The following is a 23,990-nucleotide window of genomic DNA, read 5'->3' on the forward strand; positions in this document are numbered from 1 at the left end:
ACCGCGGGGATATCCCGGCGTATCCGCCCTGCCGGTTCCGTCATTGGCATCCACCGGCCTGCCCCTCGGCGCCACAGCCCCACCCGGTCGCGGTGGAGCTGTCGGCGTGAGCATGTTGGAGAGGCGCCACCGTTCTCACCCAGCCGTCAGGGCTACCGCCGCGCCCCGCGGCGTGCTCGTGGAGCCAGCACCCCCAGCGCCATCAGCGCAAGGAAGGCCCACGGAGCACCGTTCGTCTGTGCGCAGCCACAGCCACTCGACTCCCACGGAGGCAGCATCGTCGGCTGACCGGGTGACGGGCGCTGCGGGCCGGCGTCCGGCGTGCCGGCGTCCGGCGTGCCATTGCCTGGCTGCGACGGGGCGCGCACGACCTCCACCTGGAAGGTGCACCACGCGCTGTTGGCGCGCGTGTCGGTGGCACTCACCGAGACGACAGTGGTCCCCAGGGGAAGTTGGCGGCCCTCCGGGGGATTGAACTCCACCCGGGTGGTGGACACGGTGTCCACGACATCCACCGCCGGATAGCTCGCAATGGCGCCAGACTCGGAGGTCTGGGTCACCCGCTGCCTCGGCGGGCAGGTGAGTCTCGGAGCCGTCGTGTCCACGACTTCGACTGAGAAGGTACACGCGTTCGAATTGCCGGCTGCATCCGTCGCCGTCACCCTCACCGACGTCCACCCCATGGGCAGGGTGCTCCCGGAGGCCGGGCTGAAGACGACGGTGGGAATGGACACCAGCTCGTCGACAATCGGCGGGAAGAAGGCGACGACGGCGCCCTCTGGCATGGACGCCTCGACCTTCATCGGACTGGGGCAGGTGACTCGCGGCGCCACGGTGTCCACCACCTCCACGGGGAAATGACACGTCGTGCGAAGCCCCGCCCCATCCGTTGCCGTCACCTCCACCTCGGTGGTCCCCAAGGGGAAACGGGTCCCCGTCGGCTGCGAGGTCCGCACCACGGGGACCGAGGCGACGTCGCTGGCCACCAGCCGAGGGAACCAGACCTGGGTTCCATCGGGGCCCATGGCCTCATGGCGCTGGGGCCCGGGGCACTCCAGTGCGGGCGGTTGGGTGTCCCGTACGGTGAGGTCGAAGCGGCATGAGGAGCGGTTGCCCGCCTCATCCGCGGCCGTGACGGTGATGGACGAGTCGCCCATCGGGAAGGCCTCACCCCAACCCGGGCTGTAGAAGAGGCCCGGGAAAGGATCCGTGTCGTCCGTGGCGGTGGCGCGCGTGAAGAACACCCTCGCTCCCTGGGGGCTCGTCGCCTCGACGAACGGGTGGGCAGGGCACACCACCTCCGGCGGCGTGGTGTCCGCCACCGTCCGGGGCAGCGCCCACAGCTCCACGCCCGTGTCCTTCTGATACGCGCTGAAGAAGAGGTGCCGGCCCGCGACCGTCAGCCCCTTCGGCGAGGACGAGTCATGGCCGGGGACAAGGTCCGCGGCGGGCACCGTGCCCTCCGCTGTTCCATCTGTCTGCCAGAGTTCCATTCCAGAGACACCGTCCGACGCGGAGAACATCAGCGGACCGTCCGGCCCCAACGCGACGAGCGGTCCGGGCTCGAGCACCGCGCCCATCAGTCCGGGATTGAGCTCCGTCAGCATCCGTGTGCCGGCCTCGGTGCCATCGCTCTTCCACAGCTCGTACCCGTGAGCGGCGTCATAGGCCCAGAAATACACCGCACCCCTGAAGGCCGTGAGGACGTCCGGCGCCGGTCTGCCGGCATAGGGGGTCGGCGCCGAGAGGTCCTTGACCTTGACCGCCGTGAGGCCGTTGCTCCTCCATAGCTCGGTGGCGCTGGTGCCCGTATCGGCGAGGTATCTCTTGTTGATGAAGTAGAGGGTGCCGTCGATGACGGCCGTGTTGTTCCCCTCAGGAGGACTGACACCGACCGCGACCCGCACCGTCCCCTTCTCCGTGCCGTCACTCTTCCAGAGCGTGGCCCCCTCGCCCTCGATGGATGCGAAAAGGAAGACCTCATCGCCCACGGGCACCACCCGATTGATGGAGCCACGGCTGTGCGCCAGGGCGCTGATATTCACGACCATCCGCGTGCCATCCGGCGTGCCGTCGCTCACCCAGAGCGCCTCTCGGATGCGGTGGGTGTCCGCCACGAAGAACAGCCGTCCCCTCGCTGGGGTGAACTGCTGAGGGTCCCATCCGAAGGTGATACCCGGGGAGCGTTTCAGGAAGACCGTCCCGTCCGGCGTGCCGTCGGTCTTCCACAGTTCGTCCTCGTTGCCGGACCGGCGGAAGAAGAAGAGTTCCTCGCCAATGACAGCCATACGGCCCTTGTCGAAGGAAGCGAAGCGCGAGAGTGGGAGTGAGCCCACGGCGTGGGTACCGGGCCGGGTACCGTCAGTGCGCCAGATACGGTAGTCACCCGTCGAAGAACTCTCGATGAAGTAGAGCTGACTGCGCGCCGCCATGAGGTGGAAGGGCTGGCCTCCATCCGCACCGGGGCGGAGGTCCGTCAGTGGCTCCGTCCCTTCCCGGGTGCCGTCACTCATCCACAGGTCCCTCCCGTACCCCGCCCCGTCCGTGACGAAGAACAGCCTCCCCTTGAGGTTCACCGCTTCCCTCGGATTGGAGGACGCGGTGGCTCCTGTCTTGCGAAGGAGCACCCGGGTCCCCTCGGAGGTCCCGTCACTCGTCCACAACTCGCCGCCCCGGGTGCTGAAGTAGAGGGTGCCATCCTTCCAGAGATGGAGCTTGTCCAGGTCGCGAGTGAGGCCGAGCCCTTCTGTCAACCGCACCGTCCCGGCCGCCGTGCCATCGCTCTTCCACAGCTCGTGCGACATCCCTGGCTGGCCGGCGAAGAAGTAGAGGCCGTCGGGCGTGGCCAGCATCGGGCCATACGAGCCCACGGCGGATTCGGCGTCATAGATAACGGAGGTGACAGGCCTGCTGCCCTGCTCCGTGCCGTCACTGCGCCACAGCATCCACTCGGCCTGCTCGTTCATCGCCATGAAGAAGAGCTGTCCGGAAAACGCTGTCAGCAGATTGGGCGAGCGCTGATTCGCGACGACCGGCACCAGGTTGAGCCGATACGTTCCGCTGTCGGTGCCGTCTGTCCGCCACAACTCCTGACCATACAGGGTGGACACAGCCTGGAAGTACGCCACTTCACCCACCACCGTGAGGGGCGTGGTGCGGGAGCTACCCCGTGGATACGATTGGACGCGGACGGTGCCCTCCGTCGTGCCATCCGAGCGCCACAACTGGTCGGGGACATTCAACGTGTCCCTGGCCCAGAAGAGTGCCAGGTCATTCACCGCGACGAAATCGGCGAGACCGGAGAAGTCGGTGCCACGGAATACATCCTTGACGAGCCCCGTGCCCTCCAACGTCCCATCCGTCTTCCACAGCTGCTCCCCATGCACGGTGTCCTCACCGGCGAAGAACAGGGTGCCGTTGACCTGCACCCATTTTGCCCCGGAGTTGGACGAAGGATTGCGCACCGCCGTGAGCGGGAGGGTGCCCGCCGGCGTCCCATCGCTCCTCCAGAGCGAAGAAACTCGGGGTGACTCCAAGCCGCCTTGAGCGATGAAGTAGAGCGCGTCTCCCATGCGAGCGATGAAGCGAGGACCGTCGCCCATCGCGTGCACGAACTCCGTGCTCTCCGGCGTGCCGCGGGTCCTCCAGAGCCCGTTGCTGTCCCAGGTCCCCGAGGTGAAGTACAGCCAGCCACCCAACTCCGTCAGGTAGGAGGGGCCTGAGACACCAGCTCCGGGGAGCAGGTCCTGCACGAGGGCCGTGCCCTTGGCCGTTCCGTCCGACTTCCACAGTTCCCTCCCCGTGCCAGGAGTGGCGTTGGTGAAGAAGACGTGGTTGCCCATCGCGGTGAATTGGTAGGTGCCCGTGTAATAGGGCGCGTCCGTCTCCAGGAGGTCTCGCACGAGGAACGGCGGCTCGGCGGCGGATGCCTTCGCCCGCGCGACCACGGGTTGTCGAGTGCCTCCTGACGCCGGTTCGGAACATCCCGTCACCACGGCCAGGACCAGCACGACCAGGACCTGGCGAGCCCCCACTCCTTGAACGCTGTTCAACACGATTCCCCCCTTTGTCCAGCTGTTGTGCCTTCATGCGGACCTCCCGCCCACCACGTGAGGTGATGGGCGGGAGGCATTCATCAGAGCAGGCTGCAGTAGTAGAACCGCATGTCGTCGCAGTTCGAGCCACGGCACTGGGCGCCGCGGACGTAGTTGCCAGCGGGCGCCTGCCACGCGCCACTGCCGTCCGTGTACCACGCCGACCAGGTGCAGGAACCCACCGAGCGGCCGGCAATCGCCGTGCACTCGAGCGCGACATTGTCGCAGTAATTGCCGTAGCACGCGACACCCGTCACCCACTCGTTGGCTCCGCAGTAGCGGTAACTGGTCGCCTCCTCGGAGAACTGAGAGGTGAAATAGGAGGCGCCGTGCGCGACGCCCGCGTTCGTACAATTGACGCGGATGTTGTCGCATTTGCTGCCGCTGCACTCGAAGCCGTTGATCAACTGCACCAAGTCACACTGGAGAGGCGGATGCTCCTCCGAGGTGAAGCCCGTCCAGAGCAGGGCCTCGGACTGGCCGAGCTCCTCGGCCACCTGCGCGCTGGACTCCTCATGCTCCATCCCACCACAAGCCGTCATGCCCACGAACAGAGCGACAGAGACCACCATCATCATCCGACACATGTTGTCTTCTCCAATCGAGTGCGTGGCTCCGGCCGCCGGTTCGAGAGGACTCGACCCAGAGGGTTGGCGCCAACACACGTCTCAATGATTCACAACCCACATCCAAACAACGACTGCCTGCTACTCCCCTCGAGGGAAGACTGAAAAACACACAACCAGGACGGCGTCGACACTCACCATGGCGTAACGCACCCATGGCTTGTCGCGAGCGGTCAGCCGTCTGGGGTCGGCCGGAGGAGGTGCCCACTCCACGACCGTGGAAACACTCTCTCTTGCGTTGGGAGTGTTCCCCTGGACGGGTTGAATCGGAATCAGGTCGGTATCTACGCGCTGGGCGCAGCCGAGACCGGTGATTGAAAGGGGGTGGTACCGCTCGTCGGGGCCCTGGTGCGCAGCGGCTGGGAGCGCGTCCCCGGCGGCACCCTCATTGCCAGTGAGCGAGCGGTTGTGAACAATGGCTGACAATGACCCGCTCGGAACAGACGCCGCAGGAGCCCCTGGAGGGGGACAACGCCTCGACCATGGATGGACGGGCCGCCCGAGGGACCCTTCCGCCCCCGGAGTCCTCCGACCGGCACTACCTGCTGGTCTTCGACGGGGACAGCGCCCGGATGTTCGCCCTCCCCGAGCAGGGGGAGGTGGTGATTGGCCGCGGCGACGGCGCGGACCTCAAGCTCTGCGAGGCCTCGGTCTCCCGGGCACACGCGAAGGTGGCCGTCACCGGTGGACAGGTACGCATCGCCGACCTGGGGAGCCAGAACGGGACCCTCGTCAATGAGGAGCGCGTGGTGGGGACACGGAGGCTCTCGTCCGGCGACGTGGTGACCCTCTCCTCGGCGACCTTGGTGCTGCACCTCGGGCGGCGGGCCACCACCGGGCCGCTCTTCGTCGACCCGGCCACGATGCGCCAGCGTGTCGAGGCGGAGCTGGAACGCGCGCTGCGCTACTTCCGGCCCTTCTCCGTCCTGCACGTCTCTCTCGGGACGAAGACCGCGGACCGCCCGCGCGTGGAGCTCGCGCTCCAGGCCGTCTGCCGCGGGCTCGACGTCGCCTCGTGGACCGGAGTGGACAGCTTCTCCGTCGCCCTGCCGGAGCTCGATGACTCCGGGGCGAGGGAGCACGCACTCCGCATCATCGAGGCCCTCGAGCCCCTGGCGCCCGCCGCTCGCGCCGGAGTCGCCGCCTGCCCTTCCGACGGCTGTGACGTGGACACGCTGCAATCCTCGGCATCGGCGGCGGCGAGAACCACGGCCGCCGGCGACGTGGCCTCCGGTCGCGATGCCTTCCAGACGCTGAAGCTCGGCGACCGGGAGGTGTTCATCGCGGACCCCGTGATGATGCGCCTCTACGGCCTCGCGGAGCGGATTGCCAGGTCCGACCTCCCCGTGCTCGTCAACGGAGAGACGGGCGCGGGAAAGGAACTCGCCGCCTCCGCGCTGCACTTCCTGTCCCACCGCAAGGCCCAACGACTGGTGACGCTCAACTGCGCCGCGCTCCAGGAGAGCCTCCTCGAGTCCGAGCTCTTTGGCCACGAGAAGGGCGCCTTCACCCATGCCACCGCCACGAAGATGGGCCTCTTCGAGGCGGCGAGTGGTGGCACCCTCTTCCTCGACGAGGTGGGCGAACTGTCCCTCCCCATCCAGGCGAAGCTCCTGCGCGCACTGGACACCCAGCGAATCACCCGGCTCGGGGACGTGAAGGAGCGCGTCATCGACGTGCGCGTCGTCGCCGCCACCAACCGCGACCTCGAAGCGGAGATCCGCGCGGGACGCTTCCGCCAGGACCTCTTCTTCCGCCTCTCCGGCAGCATTCTCTGGCTGCCCCCGCTGCGCGAGCGCAAGCGCGAGCTGCCCATCCTCGCGCGGGCCTTCCTCTCGCGAGCCTGCGAGCGGAGCGCTCGCGAGCCCCTGGAAATCTCCGACGCCGCGATGCAACGCCTGGCGTTGTATCCCTGGCCCGGCAACGTCCGGGAGCTGCGCAACGTGATGGACTACGCCGCCGCGGCGGTAACGGAGGAGGTGCTCGAACCGTGGCATCTCGACGAGCGGCTCGGAGCAGGCTTCTCGGTCAAACCCTCCGCGAGCACCGAGCCCGCACTCCCCGCGCAGGAGCCGACGACGCTTCCCGCCCTGACCAACCTCGCGGAAGAAATCCAGACGCTCGAGCGCACCCGGATGACGCAGGCGCTCCACGCTTCGGAGGGCAACCAGACCCGGGCGGCACAGCGGATTGGCATGCCCCTGAGGACCTTCGTCACGAAGATGAAACAATACGGCCTGCGCGGGAAGTGAGCCTCGCATCATGGCGTGATCACCCCTCCGGTGGGAGGCACGATGATGGGTGGTGCGGCGACGATGTCGTACGCCTTCGCGACACAACCGGCATTCCAATTATTCGGCTCCAGTTGCCCGTACGAATTGGTGCCGCAGCAGTACGCGTAACCGGTCGACTCGCAAACCGCACGGGTGAGCCAGTTGCAGTCCTTGGCCAGCGAATAGCCTGTCGAGAAGGGGCCGTGCCTACAGCCGTTGGTCCAGTTCGCGACAAAGACAAGAGGCGCATCCGCGGTGAGCTCCTTCTGCTGAATGCAACCCTCCAACGCCCCCTTTTCGAAGGGATCCGCCGCTATGAACACCAGTTGGGCGCTGCACGTCGACGATGGCAAGCGATTGGTCGGCGGAGACGCCTCGGACCACTCGTAGCAGTGCGTACCGCCGGTCACCATGATTTGCCACGTGCCGCTGTTGCAGGCGGCGGGCTGGGCCCCGTAGCGCTCCCTTTCGAGGCACACCGTGCCTCGAGCATTGAACCCGGCCTCGGAGGTGAAGGCCGAGGGACCATTCGCGCCTTGAGGGTCGTTGTAGGAGACCCACTCCGGCGTCGGAGCGATGAAGCGGTGGCGGTCCCAGATGTCGATGATGGTGTTGGGCTGCGTGTAGGAGAAGCCGTCCTCACAGTAGTTCGCCATCGCGGCCTTGAAGCAAGCCTCCCAGTAGGGAGTGAGGCCCACCGGCTGGCTGCTGCCCGTCGGCGTCAGGCTCGTCCAGGGCTTGTAGCCCCAACGTGCGCACTTCACCGCCGTCCCGTCATGGCAGGCAATGCCAAGATAGTTGGGTGCGGAGTACGCAAGTCCCACCGTGTCGATGAACGAGGGAAGGAACATCGCCGCGTTTGGAGGACTCCCGGATTCCGTCGAACAGAAATCCACCCAGTTGCCTGCGTCGTCCTTCAACTGCACCCGGTAGAAATGCACATCCGCATTGGGACGGGTGGCACTGCGGTATTGCGGTTGAAGCAGATTCGCCGCGTCCGTCGGACCATACGGTCCCATGTCGATGAAGGTCCCCATGATGCGTGCCTCCCTCGTGGGGTTGACCAGCGGCAGCGGCGCTCCCGCGACAACGGGACCCTGGATCTCCATGACCTTGAACGTGGCCAGGGGCAGGGTCGGCTCGTACCAGACGGGGGGGATGACGACGCGGGCGCTGGCCTGCTCGAGCACCACCGGAGGCAGGGGTGGAACCGGCAACACGTAGCCACCCGGAATCGTGATGCCCTGGATGCGGCTCCCATTCAATTGCGCCTTCGCGGCCACGAGCGAATCGTTCGAGACGCGAAACTGGAAGGAATTGACATCCACGAGCCACGGATTGTTGGCCTCGGTGCCCTGGGGGGTCTTCCCTTGGGGTGTCTTGCCCTGCGGCGTGCGAAGCTCTCGCACCGACGAAGCAAGGACGGGCTCCGGGTCCCTCACCTCCATCACGGGTCCGCAGGCACTCAAAACCAATGCACTCAACAAGCAGGCTTTTGCGTTCATGGCGGAACACACCCATAGCAAGTCGCGGGCCACCCCTGTTCCGTCAACGCGACCGCCCCCCGGGCAGCACTTCGACACGCTGCGTCCATCAAGGGACGTCGGCGCAGACTCGGAACCCCGTATCCACCTGCCGGAAGTCGCGGTTCACCACCCAGCTGTTCGGAATCCGCGCGGAGATGGTGCCCACATGCCAGGAGCCACCTCGGACCACGAACTCCTTCGCGCCGTTCACCGAGCGCACGACTTCCCACGCGTTGCCCAGCATGTCCGCGACACCCAGCGGAGAATTCGACGCGGGGTGGCTGCCCACCTCGTCGGGGCCGTAGGCGGCATCCTGGTACCCGTACGTCTCGTCGATGTTGGCTTCATCCGGCGCGAGCAATTCACCATGCGGGAGGGTCCGCGCGTCCGCCCCGCGCGCGGCGCGCTCCCACTCGTGCTCCGTACACAGCCGCGCGTGCGGAACCCGGCCCGTGGCATCCAACCAGGACAGGTACGCCTCCATGTCCGAGGGCGTGATGGCCGAGACAGGGAAGCGGAGCCAGTCCTGCTCGGCGCGCAGCTTGCGCTCCCGGTAGCGGATGGGCGCTCCCGCGAGGGCGGTGTACCGCTGCGAGATGGGCGCGAAGGTGAACCGCCACCCCCGAGCCGTCCGCGCGAGCTCCTGGTACGCGGTCTCCGTGGTGCCCCCCATGGAACTCTGCGTATTGGGCAGGTGCCGCGAGCGCACGGCGGCGGGGAGTTCCTCGAGGAACGCGAGCCAGTCCGCGAACGTGACCTCGTACCGGCCCACGAGGAACGCCTTCAGCGCCACGGGGTGGAGGGGCGCGGCTTCGTAGAACTCACGACGCACCTTCTCGTCTCCCGCGGCGCCGAAGAGCACGGGCCCCGCGGGCACGTACACGAAGCCCTCAGGGACACGTGACGCGGGAGGCAGTCCGAGCTTCAACGGCACGAGCTTCCCGCGTGAGGCCACGAAGGGCATGCGCACCGGCGCGAACCCGGGCGCGCTCGCGCTGAGCACGTAGGCACCGGGAGAGAGCGCACCGCCTGCTTCGATGGGCGCGGGGCGCTCACTCCACCGTCCATTCAGGGACTCGATGCGCGTGAGCGACCAGGTGGCCTCTGGAGGCTCGATTTCGACGCGCACGTTCGCGGGCCGCTCCAGGGCCGCCACCCACTCGCTCGCGTCATCCAGGCGGCGGAGGCGCTCGAGTTCCGCCGCGTACTCTCCCTGGCGCCCCTCCAGCTCCGCGAGTTCGGCGCGCTCGGCCATGATGCGGGCCAGCGCGCGGCGCACCTCCGCCCGTTCAGGAGCGAGCAGGAACGCATTCTCGGCCCGGGCGCTCGCGAGCCCCACGGCACGCACCCAGGCCTCCTTCCTCGTCAGCGCGGCGTCCCAGCTCCGCTCGCCCAGGGGCCAGTCCCCCTTGTCGAAGGCGGCATATGCCTCGCCGCGCATCCGCTCCCAATCCACCCGGGCCCGGTGCATCGCCTCGGCTTCGCGGGCGGACTCCGCCAGGTGCTGCCCCACCTGGGCATCCACCCCGCGCGCGTGCGACCAGCGCTGCGCGGAGTACGTGAGCAGCCCCGCCAGCACCAAGGCGCCCAGACTCAACGGCCCCCGAAGACGCCGCATCCGCTGGCGGCGCCGGGACGCCGAGAGGAAGGCGGCCTCCGAGGGTGACGTCTCCTCGAGGATGACGCGGCCTGCGTCCGCGAGTTGGAGTCCGCCCCAGAGCGCATCCGCTGGCCGGCCGAGCCGCTCCCACTCGTGAGTCGCGGCCTGGAGGCGCTCGCGAACGGCCCGGACCTCCGCATCCTCCGAGAGCCAGCGCTTGAGCGCTGGCCACTCGCGCAGGAGCACCTCGTGGGCAATCTCCCAGGCCGTCCCTTCCTCGGAATCGCGAGGCATCACGATGCGCTCCCGGGCCAGGGTGGCCAGCGCGGCTCTCCGCGCGGGGGGCGCCTCGCTTCCCAGGAGTTCCACCTCGAGCCTGGGCCTGCGCTGGTCGTTCGCGGTGACCAGGCGCACGAGCATCGCGCGAGCCTCCCGGGCCTCGCGCTGCGGAAGCCGGCGGAAGAGGGCATCCGCATGCTGGGCGAGCGCCCCCGAGACTCCACCCATGGACGCCAGGGCCTGTTCGGTCAGGACAGTCGCGGCGCCGCGGCTGTCCCACAGGCGCTCCAGCGCGAACTCAATCAGCGGCAGCGCGCCGCCCTGCGCGGCGAACTCGAGCAGACCCTGCACCATCGCCTCGGACTCGAAGCGCACCCCGTGGACCTGAGCAGGGTCCTCGATGAGCTGCCGCAGGTGCTCGCGCTGAATGGGACCGAGCAGGAACAACGCGCCCGAGAGTTCCGACCCCAGCGAGGGGAGCGAGGTCAGCGCATGCAACAGGTCGCTGCGTGCCGTGGCGAGCACGCGCAGCGAGGGCAGGCCGGCACTCAGCTCCGAGACCGCCCGGGCGGCGAGCCCGGCTTCCTCCCGGTCCGCGAAGGACGCCCACTCCTCGAGCTGGTCGACGAAGAGCACCAGGCCCCGCCTGGGCCCCAGGGCCCGCACGAGTTCGCGCGCGAGCAGGCCTGGCTCGGACCGCAGCCGCGCATCCAGCTCGGCGGGCGGGGTGCCGAGCACCTCCGCGCAGACCGCCACCAGGGCGCGGAGCGGATGACGCCCGGGGAGACAGGTGAGGCTCTGCCAGCTCCTGCCCGCGCCCAGCGCCCCCTCCCTGACCGCGGGCAGCACCCCGGCGCGACACAGCGAGCTCTTCCCCACTCCGGACTCCCCCGCCACCACGACGAGGCCGCTCGACTTCAGCCGCTCGACCACCGCTCGGACTTCCGAGCTCCGGCCGAAGAAGAGCGCGCGGTGCTCCGCCTCGAACGGCATCAGCCCGCGGTACGGATTTCCCTCGGGCACGCGGGCGGGGTGGGCCTGGAGCAGACGCTCCAGCGCCTCACGGAGCGCGTCGCCCGAGGCATAGCGCCGCGCCGGGTCGCGCTCCAGGCATCGGTCGATGACGTCCGCCAGCCGGCCATCCGCCTGCGGCGCCACCTCCCCGAGCGGTCGCGCGGCGTGCTCGGCGACGACATCGCGGATGGGCCCCTCGGGCAGGAACCGCACCGGGGGCTTGCCGGCGCACAGCTCGTAGAGCAGCGCGCCCAGCGCGTAGACGTCACTTCGGCGCGTCGCGGGCTCGCCACGCCAGCACTCCGGTGGGAGGTACAGCGGTGTTCCCACCGCCGCTCCCACTTGCGTGAGCGCGGCGGACGCAACGCTCGGGACCACCGGCTCCGTGACACGCCCCGGTCCGACGATTCCCGGGAGCGTGTCCTCGGGATTCGCGGCGAGGGCTCGCGGTGCGCCGTCACTCGACTCGCCCCCTCGCGCCCCGCGTTCGGCGCCAGGGATGAGCGGGAGCCCCGTGGCGACGGGCTCCTCGGAGAATTTCGCCAGACCGAAGTCGAGCAGCTTCGCTCCGTCGGACCCGAGCATGGCGTTGGCCGGCTTGAGGTCCCGGTGGAGGATGCCCGCGCGGTGTGCGGCGGCGAGCCCACGCGCAAGGTCGATGCCGATGGCCAGCGCGCGCTCCCCCGCGATGGGCTTGTCGAGCCGGTCGAGGCCGCCCCCCTCGATGAGCTCCGTCACCATGTAGGGCTGCCCATCGATGGTGCCAATGCGATGGACGGCTACGACGTTGGGGTGCGCCAGGCGAGCGATGGCGCGGGCTTCGATGAGAAACCGCTCCCTGCGGGCGACGTCGGGCCCGAGCGCGCCGAGGAACTTGATGGCCACCTGCCGCTCCAGGAGCGTGTCTTGCGCGAGCCACACCTGCCCCATGGCGCCCTGCCCCAACAAACGCACCAGCCGATACTCATCGAATTCGCCGGGGGGTAACCATACGGGAGGCGGCATCCCCCGGAACTCTGGCGCCACCACGCCGATTCGGCACGCTCTTTCGGCGCCATCACGCCATTTCAGCGCGACTCCAGCGCGAACCTCTCTTCCGGGCGCGCTGGCCTCACAATTGCTCACACCCGCCCCATGAGCGCCGCCCTGGTGCTCGGAGGCGGCATGACAACGAGACGAGGGCATCATGCCTGGCGATGTCTGGGATTGATGGGCGGCGCGGAGATTGCGGGCGGCCACTCCGCCTATTCGCTCTCGGCAACAGGCCTGCGTCCGACCCTGCGCCACGGCGCCCGCGTGTCGAACGCGCGGCAGGGGCACTCCTCGCCAAGCCCCGCCTGGTGTGCCCTGACGTTCATGGACAGGCGTGGCTCAGCGATGAGGTCACCTCAAGGCCACGTAGCGTGGACCCATTGCGCGAAGGTCCGGGGCGAGAGGCCGAGGGCCCGCGCTTCGTCGGGGCGGGCTGGACTCGGATTTTCGTTCAGGTAGCGCTGCGAGTGGACGAACGCGGGGAGGAGGCCCTGTGCGAGTGCCTCTTCTGGAGTCAGGTCGGGCGCCTCGACCTTCGTCTTCCAGGCCTCCGAGAGGACCGCCGATATCTCGCGGAGCGAGCGGACATCACCGGCGAGTTCGAGGTTGCGGCCATCGAAGCGCTCCGGCTCGGCGATGATTCGCGCGACCGCCTTGCCGATATCGTCGACGGCGATGAGCGACAGCCGGGTGTCGGGTTTGAGGACGGTCAGCAGCCGATTCTCCACCCAGTTCGCGAAGAGGAATGACGGGCGCACGAAGTTCTCCATGAACATGGACGGCCGCAGCACGGTCCAGTGCGGAAAGCCGGCGTCCTTCACGAGCTCGTCGAGATACGCCTTGCTCTCCCAATAATGCTCCAGCGGCTTCCAGCGTCCCTCCTTCCAACCGGGGACGCCGCGATGATGGTCGCCAGCGCCGGAAACCGATGTGTGGACGAACTGCGGGACGCGCTCGGCGAGCGCCGCCTCGACGAGGTTCCGCCCATGCCTCGTCTCGGAGTCGCCTCCGAGGTCCTTGAGGTCGGGCGTCTGCACCGAGAAGACCGCGTCGACGCCGCGGCAGGCCGCGCGCAGCGAAGGCGGGTCATCAAGATTCCCCGAGGCAATCTCGACGCCGTGCTCGCGGAGCCCCGCCACTGCCGGCGCCTCCAGGTTTCGGACCAGCGCCCGCACCGCGACGCCGTCGGCGCGCAGTGCGCGTGCGGCCGCTCCGCCCTGTCTGCCCGTGGCTCCCGTCACCAGAACCGTCTTCATGGCCCACCTCATCGCAACGTGGCCGGCGCTTTATTGCAACCAGTTCGTTGCTTTGCTGAAGGTAACGGCCCCGGAGGACAAAGCAACTTGTTCGTTGCTTTCGTGCTAGAACGTTCGGGATGGCTTCGAAACAGCAACGGGGCGAGCCGCTGGTCGCGAAGATTCTCGAGGCGACCCTCGAAGAGGTCGCGCGGGTCGGCTACGAGAACCTGTCAATCGAGGCGGTCGCCGAGCGTGCCGCCGTCAACAAGACGACAATCTATCGCCGCTGGGAAACGCCGGAGGCGCTGGTGCTCGCCGCGTTCGAACGCGTGTCCGACCAGGACAGCTTCCCCAACACCGGCTCGCTCCGGGGCGATCTCCTCGACTACCTGCGCCGCTATCGCGCGGTCTGCCGCTCCCCCGTGGTGCTGTCGCTGATGCGCATGCTCTTCGCTGGCAGTGGCGGCACGGGAGAGCTCTGCAAGGTCATCCAAGAGCGAATCGAACGCTCCGAATGCAACGCGCTCGTGATGTTCGAGCGGGCGGTGGCGCGCGGCGAGCTCCCGAAGGACACCGACATGCCGCTCGTTCGTGACCTCCTGCTCGGCAGCGCCCGGAATCTGATTTTGTTCCGCCATGACACCTGCACCGACGAGACGCTCGAGCGCGTCGTCGACGTGATGCTGCTCGGCGCCGCCGAAGGCGGTCGGCGAAAGAAGTCGGCGCGACGCTGAGGCACCCCACGAAGCGCATTCGTCCCATGCGTTACACGCGGACTGGGACGACCCACGAACAGGTATGAATCATGGGGGCGTCATCAGGTTGCGTTGAAACCACTCCCGGAGGGCGACGACGTCGGCACGGGAACTCAGGCTCGGCGCGCAGACGAAGTGATAGGTCTCGCCGCGAAGAACCTCGACGAACGGCTGGCTCAGCAGTCCCGCGGACAAGGCGTCGGCCACCAAGACCCGGCTGACGATGGCAACCCCCTGCCCCGCGAGCGCGGCCTGAACCGCATGCAGGCCGTCCGTGAACCGGATGCCTGCCTCGGTATCCACCCCTGTGACTCCGGCTTCGGCACACCAGCGTGCCCACGTCGGCGGGGGTCTGGGCACACGCTGCCCGTCGACGTGGATGAGCTTCGCGCGGCGCAGGTCGCTGGCGCGCGTGAGTTTGAGTCTCGGGCTGCACACGGGGGCGAAGGTGTCGCGCTTCAGCACCGTGGCCTCGGCCCCCGGAAACGGGCCCCTGCCATAGCGGATGGCCACATCGACTTCGCCCGCTTTCAGCACCACGGGCGCGTTTCCGGCATGCAGCCGGAACTCGATGTCCGGCAAGAGGCGGCGGACCTCATCCAGACGCGGCACCAGCCACTGGCTCAAGAAGCCCGTGGTGGCGGACAGTGTCAGCGTCACGGGCGTCGGGCCCTTGCGCAGGCGTGAGACAACCCGGCTGATGTCCGCGAAACCCGCCGCGGCCGCCTCGTACAGCTCCGCGCCGGCCGACGTCAGGGACACGGACCGTGGCGTCCGGTCGAGCACACGCACGCCCAGGTAGGCTTCGAGCTGCCGGACCTGGTGGCTGATGGCCGTGGGCGTCACGAAGAGCTCCGCGGCGGCGGCCTTGAAGCTGGAATGTCGGGCGGCCGCGTCGAAGGCGCGCAGCGCGTTCAAGGGAGGAAGCTCGTACGGAGGCATGCTGAATCCAGCTCATCTTCAAGGTGAGAACTTCGCTTTTGCGGCGGCGCCGGAGCCTCATTAGGTTTCCGTCAGGTCCGAGCAAGGTGAATGTAGCTCATCTACGACCGAGGAGAAGACGCATGGCAGAGCTGGCATCCGGGCTGATCGATGTGTTCGCGGATACTCCGCTGAGCGGCAACCCACTCGCGGTCGTCGAAGGCGCGGACGCGTTGCCCGACGACACGCTTCGGCGCATCGCAGGCGAATTCAATCAGGCGGAGACGACCTTTCTCCTGAAGAGCACGCGTGCCGATTGGAAGTTGCGCTCGTTCACCGCGAACGGCTCGGAGATATTCGGAGCGGGGCACAATGCGCTCGGGGCCTGGCTGTGGCTCGCCGAGCACGGAGCCCTCGGTTCGTTGGATGCGCCAAAGACCTTCCAACAGGAAATCGGTACAGACGTGTTGCCCATCACGCTCGAGGCACGTGCGGGCCGCATCCACGGGCGGATGAAGCAGTCACCATTGAAGCTGTCTCCGCCACTTGATGAGGTCGGCCCCCTGGCCGAGGCGCTTGCCGTGCCTGTCGCGGATGTTCTGACGCACCCGGCGCCCCGCGTCGCCAGCACCGGCGCAGGTCATCTCCTGGTTCGCGTTCGAGACGCGCTGACTGTTGATCGCGCTCGCCCCATGAGTGACAAGTTGCTCTCGGTGCTGGCGGCGGCGGGGGCCGAGGGCTGCTATGTCTACGCGTTCGACCCGGCCGCGCCACGGACAGCCTATGCGCGCTTCTTCAACCCCACGGTCGGTCTCTGGGAAGACGCGGCGACGGGCACGGCCGCCGGGCCGCTGTGCGCCTACCTGGGTTCGGAGGACCTGCTCGCTGAGGACAAGACCCTCGTCGTCGAGCAGGGTGTTCACATGGGCCGGCGCAGTTTGTTGCATGTGCGCCTGACACCGGAGCCCGAGCTCTCCGGCTCTGGAGTCGTGGTGCTTCGTGGATTGCTCACGGTGACGTGACACTCACTCGACGCCCACTTGGTTCGTATCCTGGGCGCGAGTCACGAACCCGGGCGCAGCATGGCCTCGGTGAGCCTCCAGACGCTGGCCGCCAGCCCGACGTCGTACGCAATCGCTGTGGGCTGATATTTCTTCGGACTCTTGAGCGCGGCACCTCGCGCGAGCCGCACATCCTCGTCGAGCAGGAAACGAAGGCCGTTTTCAGCCGAGCGCCCCGGCGTCGTCGCGATGAGCGCGTACAGCGCGCGGGCCCACCACGGCTGTTCGCGAATCGAGTCGGTCGTCGTAGGGCCCACGCATGAAATCGCGATGCTGATGGGCAGGTCTTTCCACCTTCGCGCGGCCTCCTGAACATGCAGGAAGCCGAGCACCTGCGACGACATGAGCGAAGCCGTGAGCGTCCACTTGCGACGCTCGAATTGCAGATCGCCCACATCCGGCACGAGCCTCGCGGGAGGGCTGGCGCCGATGTGAAGAATCCGTCCATCTCCGGACGCCGCGAGCGCATCGACGAGCTTCAGGTTGAGCCCGGCCCGCGCGAGGTATTGCAGTCCGAAGGCGTGTTCGTAGCCATCGGCCGTCGTCTGACGCGTCCGCGCCCGCAGGTCCACGTTCATCGCCGAGTGGATGAGGCCATCGAACGTCCTGCGCCAGGCCAGGATGTCGCGGGCGGCGGCTTCAATGCCCGCGACCGACGAGAGGTCTGCCCGTGCCCACCGCACGTCACCGGCTCCGGCGTCACGCAGCAGCTTCGCCGTGGCTTCGCCCCGTGCGGCATCTCGGCCCAACACGAGCACGTCCGCGTGTCGCCGTGCCATCGCGAGCGCTGTGGCTCGACCAATGCCACTCGTCCCACCGGCGAAGACGAAGGCCTTTCTTCTAACGTCTCTCGACATCAGCACCTCGTGGAGTTCAAGTTCGGGTGCCATGGTCTCGGACGACCTGCTACGAAGCGTCTCGAATGGTTGATGGAACGTCCGACGATGCGCTGACGTCGCTTCTCTCCACCGTGAGGCTTCGCGCGAGCGTCTTCGGTGCGAGCGAGCTCGCGGCGCCCTGGGGCGTCAGCACCGAGGGTCTCGGCGCCTATGTCTGTTACGTCATCCCAGAAGGAAGTGCCGTCCTCTCCGTGCGTGGGACTCGCCGTGCCCTCCCCCTCCTGGCGGGCGGTGTTGCGCTGGTCCGCGCGGGCATGGCGCACGAGCTCAAGGACTCGCTCAAGACGCGCGCCGAGCCCTTCGAGCGGCTTCGCGCCAGGTCCAAGAGCGCGACCTCTTTCTTCCGCGGTGGCGGCACCGGCGCGCGAACCCAGGTCATCTGTGGGACCCTCGAGGTCGACGAGATTGACCGCGCCCTCTTCGACACCGCCCTGCCACCAGTCGTGAGCTTGAAACACGAAGAGCTCTCGGGGGCGACGCGGCATCTGGTCGCCGCGCTCACGTCCGAGGCTATCGACCGGAAGCCCGGGGCCTCACTCGTCCTGACGCGGCTGGCGGAGCTCCTCTTCGTTCAGGTCGTTCGCGCGTGCATCGGTCTCGATGTTCGGACCGCCAGTTGGCTGCGAGGAGTCGGACACCCGGCAATCACGAAGGCGCTGGCTGCGATTCATCGCGCGCCAGGAGAAGCATGGACGCTCGAACGTCTCGCGGAGGAGGCGATGATGTCGCGGTCGACCTTCGCGGCGACCTTCCACGACACCGTGGGGGAGACGCCGTTCGCGTATCTCACGTCGTGGCGCATGCGAGCCGCCGCACAGCTCCTCGCGTCGTCTGACCAGAGCCTCAAGGTGATTGCCAGCACCGTTGGCTATGCATCTGACGAGGCCTTCTCGCGAGCCTTCCGAGCGTGGGCCGGTATGCCTCCCGGCGCATACAGGGGGCGGTCGCCAAGGCGTGCGGACACGTAGCCGTCCCGCCTCCAACACCTGTGCAGCCGGCTGCCCATCTCGTGCTCCCCTCCTCGGCCCCCAGCACTCGAACGGGCATCCCACAACGACCTTGGCGCGCACCGCTATCGCCTGTTGATGAGGTAGCGGAGGACAGAGCCAAGGCCGGAGAAACGAAATGAGGGGTCGATGTATTTTTCGATGACGTAGAAGGCGAAGTAGTAGGCGCGGCAGAAGGCCCAGATGGCGAGGCTGAGCAGGAGCAGGACACGCCACTCGGGCAACTGCAGAAGGACGAGCGCCGACGACATCAGGCCGATGACGACGAAGAGGATCGCCTTGACCCACATCCATCGGTGCGATTGCAGGTCGCGCATGCGCGAAACCTATACCGCCGCTGAGACCTTCGACAGCGCAGGGGGCCGCGGGGCGCCGGGCCTCGCCTCCACGTCAGCGCTCCTCGCCTATCTTCGGCATCCCCCGACACAGAAAATCCTCGTCGTCCTTGATGTACGCCAGCAGGAACTCCTCCAGGCTCCCTAGCGGGAACCGAGGATCATTGCCGCTCTTGGTGCCCAGGACGAGAGACACGTATCCCTTCCAGGGCCCTGACACCCACAGCGCGTACCACCACGACTCCTGAAAGTAGTCGACGAAGATGACAGACGCCTCCGTGGCGTTGCAGCAGTACCCTGCGTCTCGGAGAACATCGGCGGTCGCGCGAAGCTCCCCCGGCAACCAGAAACGAAACCCCTGGGCATCCTCATCCGTTGGAAGCCCGGCGATGCGGAGGAACGCCTCGTATTCTTCCGGAAGTACGCCAGGAAGCGACCGCCACGCGTCCACGACCTCCTTCATCGCGACCGGCTGGACGTTGAGGTGCCGTTCCAGCCAGTGCTGCCGAACCTGCGTCGCGATATTCGTTATTTCAGCCATGGCGCGGCAATCCAATCCATCAAGCACTTCAACGGCCCCCGGTACTGCGAGCGCAGGTTTTCGACGGTAGCACAGGTCAATTTCGCGGCGTGTCCTGGACGAACCGCGAGGCGCGGTGGAGCAACAGGCGCATGCTACCTTCAGTGGATGGCAAACCACTTCGCCTGCATCGGAATCCACGCCAACGACAAGGTGGCCTTTGGGCGCGTCATGGACTCCCTGCTGGAACACACCACGGTCGCGGGCACGACACGCGACCACGAGTTGAAGGTATGGTCCGACACTTCGGGCGCGAGCTACAGCTTCGTCTTCAACCACTCGCACAAGGCGCAGTGCGCCATCCCGAGCTTCCGGGCGGAGTCGCGCCTGCGGGTCCGCGCCACCGACTTCGCCCTCCACGAGAGCTGCCGCCTCTGCGACCCGCTGAAGGCAGAGATGGTCGACTCCGAAGGCCACGTCCTCTACCCGTTCGCCACGCAGCTCGATGACCTCGCGCTGGTGCGCGAGCGCATCCGGCCCGGCATGGTGCTGGAACTTGCGCCGTGCGCCTTCGCGGAGTCGCTGCAGGCCTGGCCGGACGAGGCGGCCTACCTGACCTCGCGCAAGCCGGGGAAGGCGCTGCGGGGCTCGAAGCTCTTCATCCCCAATCCTGCCTCGCTCCTGTCGAAGAGCAGCACTCCTCCCCCGGTCGAGCCCCGGGCCTACTTCGCCGGGCAGGTGGAGGCCGCGGACGTGCGCACCAACGGCGTCACCGGCCACCAGTTCCAGTACGCCCTCGTGCGGACCTATGGAGGCACCTATGACGTCCTCGCGGCGGCAGACGAGGCGACGCCCCAGCTACGGCCCGGCAACATCGTGAGGGGGACCTTCTGGCTGGTGGCGAGCGTGACGGCGGGGCTGGGCTGAGCCCGACCGCGAGAGTGGCCATGAGCTTGCGCGAGAAGCGCACCCATGTGCCTCCCAAACCCGGTCGCCGCATCGCGAGCGCGTCACTGCCATGAGAGCCAGCGCATCGCGGCCAGTGAACGAGCCGTGAGCTCCGAGGCGACAACAGCCCTGACGGAGGGGCATCTCAGTGGGCCCGTGAAGGCGGCGAGCAGCCGACAAGGCGAGCCGTCCGTTCAAGGAGCTTCTGGAGCGACTGCCTCCCGGAGAAAACGCCGCGCGCCTGCGAAATAGCTCTCGCCAAGAGTTCGTTGTGCCTGAGGGTGAGCAGCCAGTTACAAGTGCGATGACCTGCTCGCCCCCGCGCGCATGCACGGCCGCATGAGCCGTCTTCCCCCTGGGAGTTGAACGAATGAGCCGCCTGGCATCCCCCTCCACTCAGCCTCGTGCGACGACGTGCCGGGCTGGCGCACGCACATGGCGCACGCGGATTCTCTCGCTCGCGGTGATGGGGACCACCGCCAGCCTTGCCGCCTGCGCCGCGCCGTCCGCGCTCGCCGTGTCTCCATCCGGGGTGCCCGCGTTCAGCGAAGACATGCTGTCGCCCGAGTTCTGGATTCGCCGCGCGCCATCTCCCGACGAGGTGCTGCTCGATGCCAACCAGGTGGCGGCCAAGCGCATGCGCGCCTTCGGTCCGGATGGCGGCCTGATCGACCTGAAGCGCATCCCGGCCACGCTGACGCGGGCGCAGGTCGCCGGCTGGGTCAAGGATGCGCAGCAGACGCCCATCCAGGCAGTCATCGACGAACAGGGCCGACCGGTGACGGAGGCAATGCTCGAAGAGCCGCGCCAGAACACCGCGACCGAACACATCCCCGAAGCCTCCACCGCGCGCCACGGCCTCAGCGTGCGGCGCACGACCCTGCGGTCACTGCCGTCCGACCGGAAGTTCTTCGCGGCGGAGAACTTGCGCGACTACGAAAGCCTGCAGGCCGGCATCCTCTTCCCAGGCGAGCCGGTCGTCATCGCGCACCACAGCGCGGACCAGCAATGGCTGTTCGTCATGACGACCCAGGGTCCCGCATGGGTCCGGCGCGCCGATGTCGCGGAAGGCTCGGCGGACGCGGTGTTCTCGTACGTGGCGAAAGCGCCCGGGCGCGTCGTCACGGGCGACCAGGTGCGCACGGTTTCCACGCCGGAAGCACCAGGGGTGTCCGAGCTCGAGCTCGACATGGGGGTCGCGCTGCCACGGGCCGACGTGGCACCCGGCGAGCCCGTCAACGGCGCCAGCAGCTATGCATCGTGGCCGGTGCTGCTGCCGGTGCGCGAGCAGGACGGCACACTGGCGTTCCAGAGCGCGCTGCTGCGCCGTACCGCCGACACCGCGCCGGGCTATCTGCCAATGACACGCGCCAACATCCTCCGCCAGGCGTTCAAGTTCCTCGGCGAGCGCTACGGCTGGGGGCACCAGTTCAATGCACGCGACTGCAGCGGACTGACCAGCGAGGTGTACCGCAGCCTGGGGCTGTTCCTGCCGCCCAACTCCGGGATGCAAGGCAAGAGCGCGGCGCTGAACCACCGCCCCTTCACTGCACAGGACTCGCACGCCGAGCGGCTGCGCGCGCTGGCCCAAGCGCAGGTGGGTGACCTCATCGTCGTTCCCGGTCATGTCTTGATGATCATCGGCCACGTCAATGGCGAGCCCTATGTCATCCAGGATGTCCCGTTCGCCGTGTTCAAGGACCCGGCCACGCAGCAGCTCCGCAAGACGAAGCTGAACCAGGTATCGGTCACGCCTCTGCTGCCGCTGTATGCCGACGACACGACCCTGTACGTGGACGCCATGACGAGCCTCGTGCACGTCACACGGCCATAGGCCCGGCCGCGGGCGATGAATTCCATGCTCGCGTGGGCCTCCGCCGCTTGACTCTCCCCCAAGGGGAGACCGCCACCCTCCGCTCCATGTCACCCGGAAATAGGTCTCGGAGGATGGTCATGGTGGGAGTACTTGGAACACTCGTCCTGCTGGTCGCGGCGGCAGCGGGCACCTGGTGGTGGATGGGGCGAGCGCTCTTCCAACCAGGCACCGTGGAGCAGTTGCTGGCCGCGCGGGGCGAAACGCTGGACGTTCCCCCAGGACAACGTGCGGATGGGCCGTCCTGGCAGGTGTCGCCGGACGTAAGGCTCCACCACGTGCCCGTGGGGGATGGGCGGGACGTCGTCGTCGTGCATGGCGGCCCGGGACTCCCGCCAGCGGAACCCTGGCGCGCGGCGGCCATGACGGGTGACGCCCTGCGCTGGCACTTCTATGACCAGCGAGGCTGCGGCGCCTCCTCGCGGCCCTTCACCCACGCGCCCCCTGGCGGCACGTGGCAGGCCATGCAGGCGGTGGAGCTGCGCTTGGGACTCGCCGCGCAGCTCGCGGACCTCGAGCGCATCCGGCGCCTGCTGGGCAAGGAGCGCCTCACGCTCGTGGGACACTCCTTCGGGGCCCTGGTGGCCGCGCTCTACGCTGCGGAGTGGCCGGAGCGGGTCGAGGCCCTCGTGCTGGTGGCACCCGCCCCGTTGGTGACGATGCCCGCGGGTGATGGCGACCTGTTCACCCAGGTGAGGGCCCGGTTGGACGCAACGGGCCAACGCGAGCTGGCGGCGTGGCTGAAGCACACCTTCGACTTCCCTGCCCGCCTGAAGGACGACGAGGCCCGACTCGCCGAGCACTTCGCCGCCTTCGGCCCCCTGTACGTCCAGGCCACGCGGCACGCCCGCCCCGACGCGAAGCTTCCAGGCGCCGGTGCCGCGGGAGGCTTTCTCTCGCTGGGGCTCTACCTGAGCCTGGGCCGGCATCACGACTGGACGGACTGGTTGCGCCGGGTGCGCGCGCCCACGCTCGTCATCCATGGCGCCCAGGACCTCCAGCCGCGCTCGGCCACGGAGCGTGTGGTAGAGGCGATTCCCCACGCGCGACTGGTGGAGCTGGCGGACAGCGGGCACTTCCCATTCGAGGAGCAACCCGAGTCCTTCGCGGCCACTGTGCGCGCCTTCCTCTTGGAGGAGGAGCGGTGAGCGGACTGCTGTATTCCATTGGCGAGACTTCGCGCATCACCGGGCTGACCGTGAAGGCCCTGCGCTTCTACCAGGAGAAGGGACTGCTCGAACCCTCGCGCGTGGACCCCTCCTCTGGCTATCGCTACTACACCGAGCGCGACATCGCCCTGGCCCACACGCTGCGCGCGCTGCGCGACCTGAAACTGTCCCTGGAAGAGATTCAGGGAGTGCTCACGGAGGTGGCGACGGGCGCCTCGCTCGCGGAGCAACTGGGGCGCGCGCGCGCCCGGCTCGCCGACGAGGCCGCCAGCGCGCACCGCTCCGTGCTCGCGCTGGACACGCTGCTGCGGAACCAGGCCCAGGCGGAAGCGTACCTGCGCGCACCACCGCCACTCCTCGAGCGCTGGCTCCCCGCGGCCCGCGTCGCCGTGCACCGGGCCCGGGGACGGTACTCCGACGCGTCGGTGGCCTTCCCCAGGCTGTTCGCAGCGTGCGGCCCCCACGTGGCCGGTGCGCCCTTCTGCCTCCTTCACGAGGCGGAGTACCGCGAGGAGGACGCGGACGTGTCCTGGTGTGTCCCCCTGGCACCAGGAGCCACTCCACGAGGTGTCACCATCGAGGAGGTGCCCGAGGTCCAGGCAGTCACGCTCGTCCACTCAGGGGCGCCCCAGTCCGTGGGCCCATCCTGGGCTCGCCTCTTCGCATCCCTTCACTCGAAGGAGCGCACCCCAGCCCTTCCCCTGCGCGAGACGTTCCTGCGCGTGGACACACAGGAGAGCGCCTCCTGGTTGACCGAGCTCGCGCTGCCGTGGGAGGGGAACGGGCTTCGAAGCAAGACCTGAGTCAGCCCCTCCCGATG

The 23,990-nt window shown here is 68.1% G+C and carries 17 protein-coding genes and 1 pseudogene; 8 read left to right on the forward strand and 10 right to left on the reverse strand.

The window, feature by feature from the left end; genetic code table 11:
* Positions 1 to 152: 152 nt before the first annotated feature.
* Together HUA78_RS38380 and HUA78_RS38385 are read right to left on the reverse strand one after the other, a co-directional pair.
* Entirely contained in the window at positions 153 to 3,947 is a 3,795-nt protein-coding gene (locus HUA78_RS38380; RefSeq protein WP_174478445.1) for an HYR domain-containing protein, read from the reverse strand.
* Positions 3,948 to 4,135: 188 nt separating this feature from the next.
* On the reverse strand, positions 4,136 to 4,681 hold the full coding sequence (locus HUA78_RS38385; protein WP_141646051.1) for a hypothetical protein: 546 nt from the start codon (positions 4,679 to 4,681) through the stop codon (positions 4,136 to 4,138).
* Between the two features lie 464 nt (positions 4,682 to 5,145).
* Between HUA78_RS38385 and HUA78_RS38390 the strand changes: the two genes are divergently transcribed.
* A complete protein-coding gene (locus HUA78_RS38390) occupies positions 5,146 to 6,972 on the forward strand; it encodes a sigma 54-interacting transcriptional regulator (RefSeq protein ID WP_174478446.1) in 1,827 nt (608 codons plus the stop codon).
* An 8-nt stretch (positions 6,973 to 6,980) separates the two neighbouring features.
* Here the strand turns inward: HUA78_RS38390 and HUA78_RS38395 are convergent, their stop codons facing one another.
* The 4 genes and pseudogenes from HUA78_RS38395 to HUA78_RS38405 form a co-directional block, all read right to left on the reverse strand.
* Positions 6,981 to 8,441 (reverse strand): ADYC domain-containing protein, encoded by a 1,461-nt coding sequence (locus tag HUA78_RS38395; RefSeq protein ID WP_254624134.1) that lies wholly within the window; start codon positions 8,439 to 8,441, stop codon positions 6,981 to 6,983.
* 145 nt (positions 8,442 to 8,586) lie between these two features.
* A complete protein-coding gene (locus HUA78_RS47855; RefSeq protein ID WP_371745764.1) occupies positions 8,587 to 9,483 on the reverse strand; it encodes a formylglycine-generating enzyme family protein in 897 nt (298 codons plus the stop codon).
* A 774-nt stretch (positions 9,484 to 10,257) separates the two neighbouring features.
* A pseudogene (locus HUA78_RS47860) lies at positions 10,258 to 12,600 on the reverse strand (serine/threonine-protein kinase); the annotation flags it as partial.
* A 200-nt stretch (positions 12,601 to 12,800) separates the two neighbouring features.
* On the reverse strand, positions 12,801 to 13,700 hold the full coding sequence (locus tag HUA78_RS38405; protein ID WP_174478449.1) for an NmrA family NAD(P)-binding protein: 900 nt from the start codon (positions 13,698 to 13,700) through the stop codon (positions 12,801 to 12,803).
* 119 nt (positions 13,701 to 13,819) lie between these two features.
* On the opposite strand from HUA78_RS38405, the gene HUA78_RS38410 reads away from it, so the two are divergent.
* The gene (locus tag HUA78_RS38410) at positions 13,820 to 14,416 is read left to right on the forward strand and encodes a TetR/AcrR family transcriptional regulator (protein WP_174478450.1); all 597 of its coding nucleotides are present in this window, start codon (positions 13,820 to 13,822) and stop codon (positions 14,414 to 14,416) included.
* 69 nt (positions 14,417 to 14,485) lie between these two features.
* Here HUA78_RS38410 and HUA78_RS38415 read toward each other — a convergent pair whose 3' ends face one another.
* Positions 14,486 to 15,379, reverse strand: coding sequence for a LysR substrate-binding domain-containing protein (locus HUA78_RS38415; protein ID WP_174478451.1), 894 nt, complete (start codon positions 15,377 to 15,379; stop codon positions 14,486 to 14,488).
* Positions 15,380 to 15,501: 122 nt separating this feature from the next.
* Here HUA78_RS38415 and HUA78_RS38420 point away from each other — a divergent pair, with 122 nt between their 5' ends.
* Positions 15,502 to 16,380 (forward strand): PhzF family phenazine biosynthesis protein, encoded by an 879-nt coding sequence (locus HUA78_RS38420; RefSeq protein WP_174478452.1) that lies wholly within the window; start codon positions 15,502 to 15,504, stop codon positions 16,378 to 16,380.
* Between the two features lie 41 nt (positions 16,381 to 16,421).
* Here HUA78_RS38420 and HUA78_RS38425 read toward each other — a convergent pair whose 3' ends face one another.
* A complete protein-coding gene (locus HUA78_RS38425; RefSeq protein ID WP_174478453.1) occupies positions 16,422 to 17,309 on the reverse strand; it encodes an SDR family NAD(P)-dependent oxidoreductase in 888 nt (295 codons plus the stop codon).
* Positions 17,310 to 17,341: 32 nt separating this feature from the next.
* Between HUA78_RS38425 and HUA78_RS38430 the strand changes: the two genes are divergently transcribed.
* The gene (locus HUA78_RS38430) at positions 17,342 to 18,286 is read left to right on the forward strand and encodes an AraC family transcriptional regulator (RefSeq protein ID WP_174478454.1); all 945 of its coding nucleotides are present in this window, start codon (positions 17,342 to 17,344) and stop codon (positions 18,284 to 18,286) included.
* 104 nt (positions 18,287 to 18,390) lie between these two features.
* On the opposite strand, the gene HUA78_RS38435 is transcribed toward HUA78_RS38430, so the two are convergent.
* Positions 18,391 to 18,615 (reverse strand): hypothetical protein, encoded by a 225-nt coding sequence (locus HUA78_RS38435; RefSeq protein WP_217442756.1) that lies wholly within the window; start codon positions 18,613 to 18,615, stop codon positions 18,391 to 18,393.
* Between the two features lie 100 nt (positions 18,616 to 18,715).
* Positions 18,716 to 19,201, reverse strand: coding sequence for a hypothetical protein (locus tag HUA78_RS38440; RefSeq protein ID WP_174478455.1), 486 nt, complete (start codon positions 19,199 to 19,201; stop codon positions 18,716 to 18,718).
* A gap of 147 nt (positions 19,202 to 19,348) precedes the next feature.
* Between HUA78_RS38440 and HUA78_RS38445 the strand changes: the two genes are divergently transcribed.
* From HUA78_RS38445 to HUA78_RS38460, 4 genes are all read left to right on the forward strand, one after another.
* On the forward strand, positions 19,349 to 20,107 hold the full coding sequence (locus HUA78_RS38445; protein WP_254624125.1) for a hypothetical protein: 759 nt from the start codon (positions 19,349 to 19,351) through the stop codon (positions 20,105 to 20,107).
* A 391-nt stretch (positions 20,108 to 20,498) separates the two neighbouring features.
* Positions 20,499 to 21,962, forward strand: a complete 1,464-nt coding sequence (locus HUA78_RS38450; RefSeq protein ID WP_254624126.1) for an SH3 domain-containing protein — start codon at positions 20,499 to 20,501, stop codon at positions 21,960 to 21,962.
* A gap of 119 nt (positions 21,963 to 22,081) precedes the next feature.
* Positions 22,082 to 23,149, forward strand: a complete 1,068-nt coding sequence (locus HUA78_RS38455) for an alpha/beta fold hydrolase (RefSeq protein WP_174478456.1) — start codon at positions 22,082 to 22,084, stop codon at positions 23,147 to 23,149.
* Positions 23,146 to 23,973, forward strand: coding sequence for a MerR family transcriptional regulator (locus HUA78_RS38460; RefSeq protein WP_174478457.1), 828 nt, complete (start codon positions 23,146 to 23,148; stop codon positions 23,971 to 23,973). Before HUA78_RS38455 ends, HUA78_RS38460 begins: the two co-directional genes overlap by 4 nt.
* Positions 23,974 to 23,990 lie beyond the last annotated feature (17 nt).

Origin of the sequence: Myxococcus sp. CA033, from assembly GCF_013336625.1 — a bacterium.
GTDB lineage: Bacteria > Myxococcota > Myxococcia > Myxococcales > Myxococcaceae > Myxococcus > Myxococcus llanfairpwllgwyngyllgogerychwyrndrobwllllantysiliogogogochensis.